This window comes from Vibrio tapetis subsp. quintayensis (assembly GCF_030409945.1).
GTDB lineage: Bacteria > Pseudomonadota > Gammaproteobacteria > Enterobacterales > Vibrionaceae > Vibrio > Vibrio quintayensis.
The window spans coordinates 293,268-309,980 of the sequence record NZ_JAUFQV010000012.1 but is presented as its reverse complement, the minus strand read 5'-3'; the positions used below and the strand labels follow the sequence as shown (position 1 = coordinate 309,980).

11 protein-coding genes and 4 tRNA genes are annotated in these 16,713 nt (G+C 44.4%); 5 read left to right on the top strand and 10 right to left on the bottom strand.

The window, feature by feature from the left end; all coding sequences use genetic code 11:
• Positions 1–4: 4 nt before the first annotated feature.
• From QWZ04_RS06245 to QWZ04_RS06215, 7 genes are all read right to left on the bottom strand, one after another.
• On the bottom strand, positions 5–2,893 hold the full coding sequence (locus QWZ04_RS06245; protein ID WP_290326056.1) for a pyridoxal phosphate-dependent class III aminotransferase: 2,889 nt from the start codon (positions 2,891–2,893) through the stop codon (positions 5–7).
• Between the two features lie 529 nt (positions 2,894–3,422).
• Complete coding sequence (locus tag QWZ04_RS06240) at positions 3,423–4,598, bottom strand: HD domain-containing phosphohydrolase (protein WP_290326054.1); 1,176 nt, start codon at positions 4,596–4,598, stop codon at positions 3,423–3,425.
• 126 nt (positions 4,599–4,724) lie between these two features.
• Positions 4,725–5,015 carry a hypothetical protein gene (locus tag QWZ04_RS06235; protein ID WP_290326053.1) on the bottom strand — a complete coding sequence of 97 codons (291 nt, stop codon included), beginning with the start codon at positions 5,013–5,015 and terminating at the stop codon, positions 4,725–4,727.
• A 175-nt stretch (positions 5,016–5,190) separates the two neighbouring features.
• A tRNA-Gly gene (locus QWZ04_RS06230) sits at positions 5,191–5,266 on the bottom strand.
• A gap of 33 nt (positions 5,267–5,299) precedes the next feature.
• Positions 5,300–5,386 (bottom strand) — tRNA-Leu (locus QWZ04_RS06225).
• 93 nt (positions 5,387–5,479) lie between these two features.
• Positions 5,480–5,555, bottom strand: a tRNA-Gly gene (locus QWZ04_RS06220).
• 3 nt (positions 5,556–5,558) lie between these two features.
• Positions 5,559–5,632, bottom strand: a tRNA-Cys gene (locus tag QWZ04_RS06215).
• 312 nt (positions 5,633–5,944) lie between these two features.
• On the opposite strand from QWZ04_RS06215, the gene QWZ04_RS06210 reads away from it, so the two are divergent.
• A complete protein-coding gene (locus QWZ04_RS06210) occupies positions 5,945–8,023 on the top strand; it encodes a GGDEF domain-containing protein (RefSeq protein ID WP_290326051.1) in 2,079 nt (692 codons plus the stop codon).
• A 113-nt stretch (positions 8,024–8,136) separates the two neighbouring features.
• Here the strand turns inward: QWZ04_RS06210 and pgsA are convergent, their stop codons facing one another.
• Genes pgsA through uvrY form a run of 3 tightly spaced genes read right to left on the bottom strand, consistent with a single transcriptional unit; the run spans position 8,137 to position 11,221 of the window.
• Positions 8,137–8,694, bottom strand: coding sequence for a CDP-diacylglycerol--glycerol-3-phosphate 3-phosphatidyltransferase (pgsA, locus tag QWZ04_RS06205; protein ID WP_290326049.1), 558 nt, complete (start codon positions 8,692–8,694; stop codon positions 8,137–8,139).
• A 47-nt stretch (positions 8,695–8,741) separates the two neighbouring features.
• On the bottom strand, positions 8,742–10,577 hold the full coding sequence (uvrC, locus tag QWZ04_RS06200; RefSeq protein WP_290326047.1) for an excinuclease ABC subunit UvrC: 1,836 nt from the start codon (positions 10,575–10,577) through the stop codon (positions 8,742–8,744).
• Positions 10,577–11,221, bottom strand: coding sequence for a UvrY/SirA/GacA family response regulator transcription factor (gene uvrY / locus QWZ04_RS06195; protein ID WP_102521249.1), 645 nt, complete (start codon positions 11,219–11,221; stop codon positions 10,577–10,579). The genes uvrC and uvrY overlap by 1 nt, the downstream gene beginning before the upstream one ends.
• Positions 11,222–11,658: 437 nt before the next feature.
• Between uvrY and QWZ04_RS06190 the strand changes: the two genes are divergently transcribed.
• The 4 genes from QWZ04_RS06190 (at position 11,659) to QWZ04_RS06175 (ending at position 16,686) form a co-directional block, all read left to right on the top strand.
• Positions 11,659–14,034: a DNA polymerase II gene (locus QWZ04_RS06190; RefSeq protein ID WP_290326043.1), complete on the top strand. Its 2,376-nt coding sequence runs from the start codon at positions 11,659–11,661 to the stop codon at positions 14,032–14,034.
• Positions 14,035–14,265: 231 nt separating this feature from the next.
• Entirely contained in the window at positions 14,266–14,703 is a 438-nt protein-coding gene (locus QWZ04_RS06185) for an ATP-dependent zinc protease family protein (RefSeq protein WP_290326041.1), read from the top strand.
• A complete protein-coding gene (gene rimK, locus QWZ04_RS06180; RefSeq protein ID WP_290326039.1) occupies positions 14,703–15,665 on the top strand; it encodes a 30S ribosomal protein S6--L-glutamate ligase in 963 nt (320 codons plus the stop codon). Before QWZ04_RS06185 ends, rimK begins: the two co-directional genes overlap by 1 nt.
• Positions 15,625–16,686: a succinylglutamate desuccinylase/aspartoacylase family protein gene (locus QWZ04_RS06175; protein WP_290326037.1), complete on the top strand. Its 1,062-nt coding sequence runs from the start codon at positions 15,625–15,627 to the stop codon at positions 16,684–16,686. Before rimK ends, QWZ04_RS06175 begins: the two co-directional genes overlap by 41 nt.
• Positions 16,687–16,713: the final 27 nt, after the last annotated feature.

The window sequence follows — 16,713 nt, the reverse complement described above, 5'->3', positions numbered from 1 at the left end:
ACCTTTATTTTTCTAGCTCTAGAGCCAGTATATCAATTTGATTTAGTAGATTTTCAAAGTCCGACAGAGCCAGACAAGGATTCAGTATTGTAAATTTGAGCGCTGAGTTGCCCTCTACTGTGGTTTCGCCAAGTACGGCAATGCCTCGAACTAAGGCTTCAACACGCACAGCCTGGTTTAGCTTATCCAGATCGCGGGCTTCTTGATGATTGCAGCGGAACAACACCGTTGATAACGATGGTTCTGCCAACAATTCGAAGTTGCTGTGCGCCTTAACAAGCTTAGCGACGTCGACGGTTTGCTCAATCAAATGGTCGTACATTTCGCCAAGCGCATCAGGCCCAACACTCTGCATCGTCATGAAGACTTTCAACGCGTCAAAGCGCTTGGTGGTAGCAACAGATTTATCGACCAAGTTCGGCAGTTCATCATGTTCACGGTTAAGATAATCCGCATGATGTAACAAGTACTTGAAGTTCGCTTTATCTTTAAGCAGCACCGCGCCACAACTGATCGTTTGATAAAACAACTTGTGGAAGTCAACGCTCAAAGAATCGGCTTTTTCGATGCCAGCCAAACGGTTTTTGTGGCTGCTTAAGATAAGAGCCCCACCATAAGCACCATCGACGTGCATCCACAAATCGTGACGCTCTGCCACATCGGCAATACTATTCAAGTCATCAATCGCACCGTGATCCGTGGTGCCTGCTGTACCAACGATAGCAAATGGGATGAGCCCTTCCGCTTTAGCTTGTGCGACAACATTCTCTAGTTGAGTGCTGTCCATTGTGCCGTTACTGTTGGTATCAACAGTAAGAACGGATTGCTCACCAAGCCCCATCCAAGATGCGGATTTTTGCACCGTAAAATGCGACTTTTTAGAACAAATAATTCGCAATTTCGAGGCGTATTCAGGTAAGCCCAGTTTTTGAATCGAGTGACCACTGAGTTTATCAGCAATCCAATCTCGGGCCAGTAGCAAGCCCATTTGGTTACTCTGAGTACCACCGCTAGTAAAAATACCGTCGGCATCTGCGCCCAGTTCGTATTTGTCACACAGCCAATCCACCACGCGCTGCTCAACATACGTCGCTGAAGACGCTTGGTCCCACGAGTCCATAGATTGATTCAAGGCTGCAATCATCGCTTCAGCGGCGATTGCTGGCATTAAAGGTGGCGTGTGTAAATGCGCAATGCAATTCGGGTGCTGAGTAAAAATAGAATTCTTAGCCACTAAATCCGTGGTTTCTGAGATAATTTGTTGCAAACTCATGTTGCTCGAATCAAGATCCACTGACTGGATGAGTGATTCCAGCAAGTTTGGTTCCATCGCAGAGTATGGCTTATCGACTTGCTCGAACAATTGCTTCATTGCGGAAGTTGTGTGATTCATTACCGCTGAAAACTCATCAGCGCCATGTTCACCGGTTTGAATGAAGTGTTTTTTCCATTGTTCGTGAATAGGTTGAGAAGCTTTAACACCACCACCAGCAGCAACAATAGCCTCTTCCATTACACGAAGAGCAAAATCGATTTGCTCAAATGAAATGATGATCGGTGGCAGAAAACGAATAACCGACCCATCACGGCCGCCTTTCTCAACCATCAAGCCACGCTCAAGTGCTGCTCGTTGAATAGCAAGGGTCAGTTCACCATCTGAGGCAGGTTCACCAAATTTGTTTTTCTCACCGTTAGCATTAACAACTTCTAAGCCAAGCATCAGGCCTTTACCACGAACATCTGCAATACAGTTTACGCGCTTAGCAATGCTTTCAAGACCCATCCGCAGATATTGACCCGCCACATTAGCGTGTTCAACCAGGTTATCACGCTCAATGATCTCCAGTGCTTTTGCACCCGACACCATAGCAAGTTGGTTGCCTCGGAATGTGCCTGTGTGTTCACCCGCTTTCCAAGTATCAATCTTCTTGTTAAACACCAAAAGTGACATTGGCAGTCCGCCGCCAATGGCTTTTGATAAACATAAAATATCAGGAAAAACGCCGGCTTCTTCAAATGCAAAGTTATGGCCCGTTTTACCAACACCACATTGAATCTCATCAAAGATCAGTAGAATGCCATGTTCATCACAAATGCGACGAAGCTCTTTTAGCCAAAATGCTGGAGCGGGAATTACACCGCCCTCGCCTTGCACAGGCTCAACCACAATCGCAGCCGGTTTCATGATGCCGGCTTCGTCATCATTTAACAGACGATCTATGTAACGAATGCTTGCTTTAGCACCTTCATCACCACCCAAGCCAAATGGGCAACGTAAACTGTAAGGGAACGGCATAAAGTGCACGTCAGACATCAAGCCAGTACGGCGCTCTTTTGTGCCCGTGTTGCCCATCATCCCCATGGTGCCATTAGTCATACCATGGTAAGCACCACGGAAAGCAAACATGGTGTTTCTGCCGGTGGTTTGTTTTGCAAGCTTAATCGCCGCTTCAACCGCATCGGCGCCTGATGGGCCACAGAATTGAATGGCAGAGTTGGCAGCAAAATCTTGTGGTAAGAATGCTTTCACACGCTTAATAAAGGTATCTTTAGCGTGGGTGGTGATATCAAGGGTTTGATACGGTAACCCCGCATCTAATTGGTCTTTTAACGCTTGATTGATCTCAGCGTGGTTATACCCTAAAACTAAGGTTCCTGCCCCCGCGAGGCAATCAAGAAACAACTGACCGCGAGTATCTTCGATCAACACACCGTGCGCCTTTTTGATGGCGATTGGCAATCGACGAGGATACGAGCGAACTTCAGACTCATGCTCTTGTTGTTCTAACAATAAAGCATCAGGCGTTAAGTCGTATACACCCGAGAATGTCGGGATATCGGTGGCGAATGGAGAGGTTGAAACCGCAGTTTCTAGTTCAATAACAGAACTCATAATGTCATACCTTAAAGTGCTGCAATGCAGCTTGTATACGCACATTTATCCCATCACATGAGAATTAAACGCAACGCGTAACAAAGACCTAAATCTGAATAGACAGATACAGGAATACGTTAGCTTTGAAAGCTAAAAAAGATATGTGTTATCAAGGCTCAGTAATAATACTGCAGTTTGGAAGTACGAAGCTGATCTTGCAAAGCAAAGAAAAATTATTCATGTTGGGCTTCCCGTCATAACACCGATTCACGGCATTGTTCATCCCATCTATTAAGCCGGAGTGTGGCTTAATACCTACCCTACACAGTGTCACAATCAGCTTGGCACTGTGCGTTTCCCAAAAACAGATTTTATGAAATCCATTCAAGATTGCGGCGGAGAATAACATTTTAATAATAGTCAACGCAATAAAATTTTGACCCTATGCATCGCCTCTCAGTTCTATGTTAAACAAACCAATATTTTTCAACCTAATGACCCACCACTACACCAGGCTAGTCGGGGCTTTTGACCTGATGTACATGACCTATTGAGTTTTAAAATGTAACTTAACAACCTGGTTGAATATGTTGACCCATTTCACATCAAATTGAGTTCCTTTAAAGTTGTTAATTTCAACAATAGTGCGCACCAACGGGCGACGTAATAGGGTTACGTGTGCGCGTTCATGTGTTCGAGCATCAAAGGTATCTGCAATACTCAGAATTTTAGCCCCCTCACAGATTTGATCTTGAGAGAGGTGGCTTGGGTAACCCGAGCCATCGACTTGTTCATGGTGATGCAAGATCATTACCGCCGCGTCATGCCAATGAACAGATTCGTTTAACAACAAGTAACCTGAATTTGGGTGATTATGCAAAGACTCGCGCTCTTTCGATGTGATCGGCCCCTTTTTATTCAAAATAGTCAATGGCATGAACGACATGCCTAAGTCGTGCAGCATCACGGCAACAGCAAGTTGAGTTTTATCCACTGGGTACCCGGCAAGGCGGTTCATTTCCATACACAAAAACAGCTGTCTTGCCGTACGCCCGCGCCAATAATGACTACGATTTTCAAGCGGTGTCACCATACCCATATAGAAATGAAGATCTTCATCTAGCTCGATGCCATAATCCGTCAGCATTTCGGACAGTTGCTTGAATTGAACCGTATCTGGCTCTCGATAGTTATCTAACTCAGGGCTAAATTTGAGGGTTTGTTCAGATTTCGGATCTTCCTTAATCACTGCGCTTGGATCTAACGCGATGAGGATTTTTTTGACGTACTTCTCCCGCTCTTCCGGTCTTACGTCCGCTATCATGGTAATGTTTTCACACACACTATTGATGACACTTTCCGACATAGGTAGCGGCTTACCGTCGACTCTTGCTTCTACCATCTTTTTAGTTCGGTCTAGTGACAATAAAATAACGTCACACAGCAAGCTGTCATAATTTAGGTAGCCTTTGCGAATGTAATCCAGTAGATCTTCTAAGCTTTGCATGATCGGCGTGATAGATGCGAGGCCAACGTACACCAAATTGCCTTTAATGGTATGAGCAACTCTGAACAGGTCGTTGAGTAAATCTGTACTGCCCGGGGTATGTTCCAAGTCAATCAGTATGATCTCACAACGTTCATGCGCTTCTCTAAAATCGTCAAAAAAGTCATTTAAAGATTCGTGCTGAATTTCTTCCTCATACTGATTGATATCTAACATTTCGTGTTGCCCTATTGAAGTCCGTTAGCAAAAGTATAGTTCAAGACAGCAATAGTTATTGTTGAATTAATCAACAATTAGCATTTCAAATCGGATGTTAACGGACTGACTTCAAACTCTGGAGAATCAGCCCGTCATGAATAATATCCAAGCCCACAATAGGCCGATGACAGCGCTCCAAATCGCGATACGTAACCAGCTAGGTTGATCTGTTTTACGATCTTCAGATGGTTCTTCAGCGAGGTCATGTTCTACATCGCGAACGTCGTGTTCCTGTTTGTAGAGCGCCTTTTTTCGCGCTCGAAGATCCGCGGCCTTGTTCGCCACTCTAGTAAAGCGATGACGTTGATCGTTAGTGAGATCCAAGTTTGGGTCGTAGTGCTTATTTGGCCCTGTGTGTTTTGAAGTAATCGACATAACTGCCTCCCAACTGCACATAATGCCTTACTGTTATTTTAGCTTATGGGAACAAGTACGGTGTATCAAAGATGAGAATATTGAAGGCGGAAGGCGGAAGGCGGAAAATTATGGAACAAATAGCAAAATGCCCAATCATTTCTGATTGGGCATTTAACTTTCTTCTAAGAGAAATTGGAGCGATACATCGGGTTCGAACCGATGACCTCAACCTTGGCAAGGTTGCGCTCTACCAACTGAGCTAGTATCGCATTGCTGTACTTAAAATACAGACTTTGTATAGATGGTGCCCCGGGCCGGACTTGAACCGGCACAGCGCGAACGCCGAGGGATTTTAAATCCCTTGTGTCTACCAATTCCACCACCAGGGCACGCAAACTTGTTGCGATGCTCCTAACCAATGTGTTCTCAATGAGAACGGTCAGACACCATCTTCGATATCGCTTTCGCCATATCTTATAATTTGGAGCGATACATCGGGTTCGAACCGATGACCTCAACCTTGGCAAGGTTGCGCTCTACCAACTGAGCTAGTATCGCAAGTGGAGGCGCGTCCCGGAGTCGAACCGAGGTCCACGGATTTGCAATCCGCTGCATAGCCACTCTGCCAACACGCCGCCGTAAACATCAGAACTATAAGTAAGTTCGTCTTGAGTACGGGATGGGATTTTACGGATTCGAGCGACAACGTCAACCCTATTTTATGCGTTTTTGTATCGTTTGAACAAAATACACTCAAAAATGGTCGGTTTGGCTAATTTTATAGCGCTTAGCCTTTTCATAACTAGGAAACAAATTGGTTAAAATCTATTTTTAATGCATTTAACAGTTTTCATTAAGCCGTCTTATGAAACACTGCTATACTCGGAAGTTAATTAGCTTTCGCTGATGCACATTAATTCGCCTTATCTGAATGAAAGGAATCACAGATGAACAGCGCTAAATGGTTGTCATACCTCGTCGATGATATCCGCCATTTACCCACAACTGTAAGTGCCGATGACGTTCTCAAGAAGTTGCAGAACTTACACCTAGTGGCAAATCAACATAACCTCCATGTTCCATTGGAATATCAAGCGGTTTACGAGGGCTACGCTCAATATCGTAACGGTGAGCTTATTCCTGCGATGAAGCAATTTTTTGATTGTATCGCTCTTTGTACTAGCTCACACCAAGAATACTTATTGCATTTCTCTTATTTTAATATTGGTACCATATTCGGCATGTTGGGCGATCACCTCCATGCGAGCGAGTTTTTAACCAAAGCAGAAAACATACAGAACTTTCAAGATGACATCTTGTACGCCTTAATACTAAATAACATTGGTGATCTACTTGAACAACTCGACAAAAATACAGAAGCACTAGAATATTTCACCAAAGCTATTTCACTGGTCGAAGCCTTAGATCAATACGAATATTCGACTCTTTCTCATATTAATGTGGCTAATGTCTATATTAAGCTCAACAAACTGTCTAATGCATTAGAAACGTTCAACCACCTAGAACCACTTATCCAATCGAATGATCGGTATCTCAGCTTCTATCACCAAGCCAAAGGTCGCTACTTTCAAGTGCAAGGCCAATATGGCCAAGCAGAGCAGCAATTTTTAGCGGCCATACATGCGATAAAAAACTGTCAGCATCAATATTATCAAGCGGAAATGACACTAGACCTGTGCCATATATTGCTGAAAACCCATCAGTTATCTCGGCTTGATGCTTACCTAGATGAGGGGCTAAACCTCGCTAAACAAGTGGGAACAGACAAACTCATAGATGACTTTAACGATCTGCTTCTGAGCCGAATGGACGAGCAATCGAGCTTCAAAGACAAACAGAAAAACTACGAGTTGCTGCTTCATTCTTATCAAAAAGCACGCCAGAGCTCCAGAGAACGTGAGACCTCTTATTTACAACAAATCTACCAATTAAATATGGACCGTCTCAAACTAGAATCGACACAAGACATCAACAGTAATTTATCGATGGTCAATAATATTGGCCAGTACATCAGTACATGCGACAACTTTAAAGACATCATTGGGCAATTAACCAACGATCTTTCACGGCTGTTTATTATCGATACGTTGGCCATTGCATTCTACAACCCAGATAAACAACAAATGCACATCGAGCATTATTACGATGAGGGTGAAATAAAGCAGCCATTCTCTTTGACGTTTGGTGATGAAGCTTCTTTTTTTGAATATTGTGCCACCAAAAATCGTCCACTCTATTTCAATAATATGGATGCAGAGAAAAAACAACAATTACTCAATGGCACGGCCAATCATGAGGACAATAACTCCCTCATGTTCGCGCCAATAAGTATCGACGGCAAGGTAAAAGCCGTATTCACGATGCAGTCCATTCAGTGCTTCGCATATCAAACCTATCACTATGAATTGTTTTTGCAACTAGCAACCTACATGTCTATTGCCATAGAAAATCAGCTGAACAGGAAGAAGCTAACTAAGTTATCGCAAACGGATCATCTAACCCAGCTATGGAATCGACAATCGTTAGATATTCATTTTGAAGACTTAATGCTGAACCCACCAAAACAGTTGTCAGTTTTGATGTTTGATATTGATTGTTATAAAGAATTTAACGATCACTACGGCCACATTAAAGGCGATGAAACCTTGGTTGGCATCGCTAACCTCATTTCTGATTTTTTTGGCTGTGTCGAAGCGAAAGTCTATCGGTATGGCGGTGATGAATTTGTTGTAATTGTGCACTCTCACAACAGTGAGCACGTAAACAATCATATTGTTCGCCTACAAGAAGCGTTGTATCAATTTAATCTACCAAATGAAAAATCACATTGCGCCGACAGGCTGTCTTTGTCCATTGGAGTTGCGCACATACAGCAACAAACGCAAAAGCTTACCTTGAGCGATTGCCTACATAAAGCAGACATGGCTCTGTATCAGGCCAAGCGCATGGGTAGAAACCGGCATGTAGAGCAATACTACACAAAGACAATCAACAATTGTTTGTAACGATTTCGCAAATTCCAGAAAGCAAAAAGCGAGCTATCAAAGCTCGCTTTTTTTTAATTCATCGCCAATCGTTTCGCTTAAAGCAATGCTTTAGCTCACAAGCAAGATCTACCCTACTGATGCTTTTCATCTAACAGGTCGTCTTTAGCTGCTTTCAGGTACTGCATCATCGACCAGTACGTTAGGATAGTCGCAATATACAGCGCGGCATAGCCTACCCAAACCATCATTTCATTGTGTTGCCAGATAAGAACCCAGAGTGCAAACATCTGAGCGACCGTCTTCACCTTACCAACCCAAGAAACCGCAACACTAGCGCGCTTGCCAATCTCAGCCATCCATTCACGCAGCGCAGAGATAATGATCTCACGGGCAATCATGGTAATCGCTGGGATGGTAATCCAGATAGACGCGTAGTCTTCCGTAATCAAGATCAAAGCCGCTGCCACCATCACTTTATCAGCAACAGGGTCTAAAAACGCTCCAAAACGAGAGGTTTGGCCCAGCTTCCTCGCCAACAGGCCATCTAGCCAATCGGTGAAGCCCGCCACCCAAAATACCATTGCAGCTGCAACTGGTGCCCATTGATATGGTAAGTAGAAAACCACCACCAATACCGGGATAAGTATCAGACGCAGTAAGGTAAGTATATTTGGTATGGTAAAACGCATAGTATTTAGGCTCTTAGACATCGCGGGTTAATGGTGCGACAAATTCCTTATTGTTTCAATGCTTGATAGATGTTTTCTGCCAAAGAATTGCTAATACCTGGCACTTTGGCTATTTCTTCAACAGTTGCACGTTTTAGTTCTTGCAATCCGCCCATATATTTAAGTAAGGCTTGACGACGTTTCGGTCCGACCCCTTCGATCCCTTCTAGAGAACTAGTGCGACGTGTTTTCCCACGCTTTGCCCTGTGACCGGCAATAGCATGGTTATGACTTTCATCTCGAATATGTTGAATCAAATGCAGTGCAGGCGCATCGCTGGGTAAATTAAACTCTTCGCCATCGGTTGTGATCAAGGTTTCTAAGCCCGGCTTTCGAGTCACCCCTTTTGCAATGCCAATCAAACGTGGTCGCTTGGGCCAGTCTTCCCAATGCTGAGTAATGATTTCATAAGCTCGGTTTAACTGCCCTTTACCACCATCGATGAAGATAATGTCTGGGATTTTGTCAACGTCTAACTGCTTGGAGTAACGGCGCTCTAGCACCTGCCCCATCGCAGCATAATCGTCACCGCCGGTAATGCCTGTGATGTTGTAACGGCGATACTCTTGCTTAACTGGGCCTTCATGATTAAACACCACACACGAGGCAATCGTACTTTCACCCATCGTATGGCTAATATCAAAACATTCCATACGGCGAATAGACTCAAAACCGAATTCTTCTTGCAGCGCTTTTACTCGCTGAGTTATGGTCATCTTGTGGTTGATCTTAGTGGTAATCGCCGTTAATGCATTGGTGTTGGCCAATTTTAGGTACTTACTGCGCACACCATTAGGATTGGTATGAAATGTCACCTTACGCCCGGCAATATTACTAATAGCGGCTCTCATCGGCTCTTGGTCTAACAACAAGCCATCATTAAGAATTAACTTACTCGGTAAGGTACGCGTTTCACTGTGGCTGAGATAGTACTGACTAAGAAAACTCTCGAACACTTCTTGCCTATCCGTATTATTCGGGATCTTAGGGAAATGACTACGACTGCCCAAAATCTTACCCTGACGGACCATTAGAATGTGAATACAGGCAATACCATTTTCATGGGAGAAGCCGAGCACATCTAAATCGTCCATGCTGTCTTCAGAAACAAATTGTTGTTCTTGCACACGACGAATTGCTTGGATTTGGTCACGAAGTTTGGCGGCGTCTTCAAAGCGCAGCGCCATGCTCGCCTGTTCCATTTTCGCAATTAATGTCTCGAGTACGAGTTGATCTTTACCTTGCAAAAATAGGCGCACATACCCAACCAGCTCGGCATAATCTTCATCATTGATCACACTCGATACACAAGGCGCAGCGCAGCGCCCAATTTGATACATCAAACACGGACGCGTGCGGTTACCATAAACGGTATCTTCACATTGTCTTACTGGAAATATTTTTTGCAGAAGATGCAACGTTTCTCGAACAGCACCAGAGTCTGGATAAGGACCGAAATACTCTCCTTTTTTCTTTTTAGCGCCGCGATGCATAGATAAACGCGGGTGTTTATGACCACTAATAAAAATATAGGGATAAGACTTATCATCACGCAGTAACACGTTGTATTTTGGTAAATACTGCTTGATGTAGTTGTGCTCAAGAATGAGCGCTTCGGTTTCGGTGTGCGTCACAGTCACATCGATTTTGTCGATATGGCTAACTAATGCTCGAGTTTTCTCGTTGTCTACTTTGATTCGAAAGTAACTAGAAAGGCGTTTTTTAAGATCTTTGGCTTTGCCGACATAAATCACCGTCGACTCGGCGTTATACATTCGGTACACGCCGGGCTGACTGGTGACAGTACTTAGAAAAGATTTTGCATCGAATACAGCTTCAGACACTACAAAGTCTCTGTGTCTATCATTCCATGACGAATCGCAAGGTGAGTTAATTCAACATCGCCGCTAATATCAAGCTTACTGAACAGTCTGTAGCGATAGCTGTTAACTGTTTTAGGGCTCAAACTCAGCTGCTCTGAGATGTCGGTAACTTTTTCACCCTTAGTGATCATCATCATGATCTGCAGTTCTCGTTCAGATAGCTCTTTAAACGGGTTATCTGATCCAGAAGAAAATTGACTCAATGCCATCTGCTGGGCAATTTCTGGTGAGATATAACGCTGACCAGAATTAACCATACGGATTGCATTCACCATTTCATCTGGCCCTGCACCTTTTGTTAGATAGCCCGATGCCCCAGCCTGCATTACTTTGGTTGGGAATGGGTTTTCTGTATGGACGGTTAAAACAATAATTTTAACGTCTGGGTTAAAACGTAAAATTTTCTTAGTGGCCTCTAAACCGCCGATACCCGGCATGTTCATGTCCATTAAGACGACGTCAGTATGATTAGTACGACACCATTTTACCGCTTCTTCACCGCTGTCAGCTTCCCCTGCCACGTTCATACCACGGACGTCTTCAATAATACGTCGTATCCCTGTGCGAACCAGCTCGTGATCATCTACAAGGAAAACATTTATCACGCTTGTATCTCCACACTTATAAATTGGTTCTTTTCATCTTAACTTTAAGATGAAAAATTACAGTACGCTCATCATACCGTAAATCCATATAAAAACTTACACTGAATCTGTGCCGTAACGCAAACTTTAGCGATAACTAAAGCCAAAAGACGTTAACAAAACACCTTATTGGTTTATTTTTCATCACCTTATCACAAAGCCCTGCTCACTTAGTGAGCTCTTACTGCTGGTATTGATGCTTTTTTCTCATCTTAATATCAATCACGCTATGTCCATTTACTCGATATTTCAAGCCAGACAAACGCAAACTAGCTCGTTGACTTAGCATGACATTGCCCAAACAAGCCTAACAACTCCAAATAGAATTAACCTATTCACCATTCTTAGGTGACATTTGGTATAATCATGATAATTCTTCTTATTTGAGCTGTTCTCCATTGAGCCTACCTGTAAGCATTCAAACCGGTTTTGTATTAACTCGACAAGCAAGAGATATTTCAGGCCAAGCTCAAATTGAATTATGGGTCAGTACCGATAACGGCCCAACACAACTTATTTTACCTAGGCAACAGTCGGTGTTCTTTGTCCTACAAGCCGACATCGAGCGTGTGAGTCAGTCTTTAGCAGAAATAAGCCTCCCTCATACCTTGAAAGAGTTACCGCTAAAAACGTTCGAACAACACTCCACCAGCGCCGTGTATTTCTCATCCATAAGGGCACAAAGGCAAGCCGTAGAACAACTAAAAAGTAACGATATTCCGTGTTACGAGTACGACATCCGGTTAACAGACCGATTTTTAATGGAGCGATTCATCCAAGGAGGCATTTGTTTCTCTGGTGAGGCACAATCCAAGCCCCGGTACACTCGCATTGTGAACGCTAAGTGCAAAGCTGCGGATTACCGCCCTCATCTTCACACGGTTTCGTTAGACATCGAATGCAGTGAAAAAGGCATATTGTACTCCGTTGGCTTAGACAGCCCTAAAGACAGCCGTGTCATCATGATTGGGCCACAACAAGAAGCGGAAACACCGATTGAATGGGCAGAGAACGAACTGCAATTATTGAAAGCGCTCATCGCTTGGTTTGAGCGCTTTGACCCAGATATTATTGTGGGTTGGGCCGTTGTAGATTTTGATTTTAAACTGCTGATGCGCCGCTGCGAATGGCATAAGTTGCCGTTTCAAATTGGCCGCGGTAAACAAAACGCGCATTTTAGGCAATCCAACACCTCTAATCAGGGCTTTATTACCATTCCGGGGCGTGTCGTTCTAGACGGGATCGACACGCTCAAAACCGCAACTTATCACTTTAGAAGTTGGTCATTAGAATCCGTATCGCGAGAGTTACTTGGTGAGGGAAAGATCATTCACAACGTGCACGACCGCATGGACGAAATCAACCGCATGTTCCGTGATGACAAACCATCACTTGCCCTCTATAACCTACAAGACTGTAAATTGGTCAATCGCATCTTCGAGCATACACACTTACTAGAGTTCGCAATTGAACGCACCCGGTTAACTGGCGTAGAGCTTGATCGCTTGGGTGGTTCGGTAGCTGCATTCACGAACCTCTATTTACCACAATTGCATCGCGCCAACTATATCGCCCCAAATCTGCAATCGGAAAACTGGTTAGCAAGCCCTGGTGGCTATGTAATGGATTCCATACCAAACCTGTACGATTCAGTTTTGGTGTTGGACTTTAAGAGTCTTTATCCGTCGATCATCCGCAGTTTCCTCATCGATCCTATGGGGCTTATTGAAGGGCTAAAACTTGAAGTGGGCAACACGACAGCCACCTCTGTTGCGGGATTTCGAGGCGGGCAATTCCATCGCTCAGCTCATTTCCTACCAAAGATGATTCAAGACCTTTGGGCGGCTCGCGATAAAGCCAAAAAGAACAACGACAAAGCGTTTTCTCAAGCCATTAAGATCATCATGAATTCTTATTATGGTGTGCTCGGTTCATCAGGCTGTCGTTTCTTTGATACGCGCCTCGCTTCCTCCATTACCATGCGAGGCCATGAAATCATGAAGCAAACAAAAGTGCTCATTGAAGAAAAAGGCTACGCGGTGATTTATGGGGATACCGACTCCACATTCGTTGCGCTCAATGCGGCCTGTAGCCAAGACGAAGCTGACAAGGTCGGCAACGCACTTACCGAGCACATAAACCATTGGTGGACAGCCCACCTTTTGGAACAGCATGGATTAGAGTCTTGTATCGAACTTGAATACGAAACCCATTATAGAAAGTTCTTAATGCCAACGATTCGCGGCTCGGAAGCGGGTTCAAAAAAACGCTATGCGGGCTTGATTGAACAACAAGGCAAAGAAAAAATCATCTTTAAAGGGCTTGAAAGTGCGCGTACCGATTGGACTCCACTTTCACAAACTTTTCAGCAAACCTTATATGACATGATATTCCACGACCAAGACCCGAGTGATTACATACGAGAATACGTATTAAAAACACAAGCCGGCGAATTTAACGACCAGATGGTTTACCAAAAACGTTTACGCCGCAAGTTATCTGAATATCAAAAGAACATTCCACCACAAGTGCGTGCAGCAAGAATGGCCGATGAGAAAAATGCGGAATTGGGTCGACCATTACAATATCAAAATCGCGGCCGAATCGAATACCTCATTACGGTTAACGGCCCCGAGCCTAAAGACTACCTGACCAGTCAAATTGATTATCAGCACTATATAGATAAGCAACTCAAACCGGTAGCCGATGCCATATTGCCATTTATCGGGTTAGATTTTGAATCTCTCAACGCACCTCAACTCGGCCTCTTCTAATCATCAATAAATATTGTCGTAACGACAAAAACTATTCGTATGACATTTCGTGGCGTGAACATTATAGTCGCGCCACTTGAGCTTCCTAATAGAAAACGCCTCATCATAGGCTCTCTACTCAAGCATTCACCGATAGTCGTTGTATAGCATTATATGGCAGGTAGGGCTCCACCCTACACTATCGGTCGTTTGGGCACTCTGCCCTATTAAATACTCGATTAAATTAAATAGATGAATAAGAAGATCACCGTAGGATGGCGTGAAACCCTCAACCTACCTGAACTTCGCCTAGATGGTATCAAAGCGAAAATAGATACAGGTGCGCGCACGTCTTGTTTGCACGCATTTAAATTAGAAACATTTACGAAAGAACATTCGCTTTGGGTACGGTTTTGGATTCATCCACAACAACACACTGACGAGGTCGCATTATGCGAAGCACCTGTTGTTGATCAGCGCGTTGTGCGTGACTCAGGCGGCCACGAAGAAAAAAGATACGTGATTTTAACAGAGCTCAACATGGCGGGCGAAAGCTGGCCAATAGAAGTAACACTGACCAACAGAGAAAATATGGTGTTCCGCATGTTATTAGGGCGCACCGCGATGCACGACCGCATCATCGTAGATCCGACCGAATCATTTTTGCTACAAACAGAGGAAAAAGAATAATGAAAATTGGCATCCTATCTCGCAACGCGAACCTTTATTCTACTCGTCGTTTGATCGAGGCTTGCGAAGCCCGTGGTCACGAAGCAAAAGTGGTCGACGTTCTACGTTGCTACATGAACATCAACTCAAACAAACCAGAAATTCATTACCAAGGTGAAGAATTATCTGGTGTTGATGCCGTGATCCCACGTATCGGTGCATCAGTGACGTTTTACGGTACCGCGGTCATCCGTCAATTTGAAACCATGGGTGTATACGCAGTAAACGAGTCAATCGCCATCTCACGTTCACGCGATAAATTACGCTCAATGCAAATATTGTCTCGCCGAGGCATTGGCATGCCTGTTACTGGTTTTGCTAGCCGCCCGGATGACGTAAAAGATCTGCTTGATATGGTTGGCGGCGCTCCGGTTGTGATTAAGTTGCTCGAAGGCACTCAAGGTATTGGTGTTGTATTAGCTGAAACACGCAAAGCAGCAGAAAGCGTTATTGAAGCTTTTATGGGGCTAAAAGCCAACATCATGGTGCAAGAATTCATTAAAGAAGCGGGCGGCGCAGACATTCGCTGCTTCGTTATTGGCGACAAAGTGATCGCAGCAATGAAACGACAAGGTGCTGAAGGCGAGTTTCGTTCAAACCTACACCGTGGCGGAAGCGCATCTTTGGTGAAGATTACACCACAAGAGCGTAAAACAGCGATTGCAGCAGCCAAAGCGATGGGCCTGAGTGTTGCCGGTGTCGACCTACTGCGTTCAGAGCGCGGGCCACTGGTAATGGAAGTGAACTCTTCACCGGGCCTTGAAGGCATCGAAGCCGCGACAGGCAAAGACGTGGCTGGCATGATCATCGAATTTATTGAGAAAAAAGCGGCGGGTAAGAAAAATACCGTAAAAAAATTGAACACTATTGAGGAGTTAACCCATGGCAAGAACTCGCAAGAATCAATCGTTTCAGCTGCTTGATCATTGCATTGAACCGGGCAAAAGGCTGTCATTCGAATTGGAATGCGCCAAATTATATACCCATTCACCACTTTCAATCCCTATTGAAGTGATCAATGGCAAATACGCAGGCCCAGTCGTAATGGTTAATGCGGCCATCCATGGTGATGAGCTTAATGGCGTTGAAATAGTACGCCAATTGTCTCAATCCATCGACGCTAGCAAACTAAGAGGCACCGTTATCGCGGTGCCAATTGTGAACGTATTTGGCTTCATTCATAAATCTCGTTACCTACCTGATAGACGCGACCTCAATCGCTGTTTCCCTGGTAGTGATAAAGGCTCCTTAGCATCAAGAATGGCGAGTGCTTTTTTCGATAATGTCGCGCTGCGATGCAACTACATATTGGATCTGCATACTGGCGCGATTCATCGAACCAACTTGCCACAAATACGTGCCAATTTGAGTAACCCTGAAACACTTCGAATCGCCAAAGCGTTTAATACGCCAGTCATCGTTGATGCGCCATTAAGAGATGGATCGTTACGAAGTGAGGCGGAATTGGTGGGCATACCGACTCTGACTTATGAAGCAGGAGAAGCTCTGCGGTTTGAGCCCATTTCAATTACTGCAGGCTTACTCGGGATTAAGCGCGTCATGCAAGCCGTGGGCATGTTAAGGCCAAGCCGAAAAGCTTACCCAGAGCCCATCATTGCAAATTCGACCAGCTGGATTCGCGCGAACAGTGACGGTATTTTAAGAACCGTTGTTACGCTAGGAGAAAAAGTGGTTCAAGGCCAGACGCTAGCACACATTAGCTCCCCATTGGGTGAAACGGAAACTCAAATAATTGCTCACAAAGATGGCATCGTTATCGGGCAACAAACCTTGCCATTAGTCAACGAGGGGGACGCCGTGTTCCACCTCGCTTACTTTGGAAACAAGACAGATGCAGCAGTGCAGACGTTAGATCAATACATTGAAGAAGTGAACGACTTGGACAACGACCTAATTACTACTGGGCAAATCATTACGTCTTAAACTTAATGTCATGTCTAAATTCAAAAA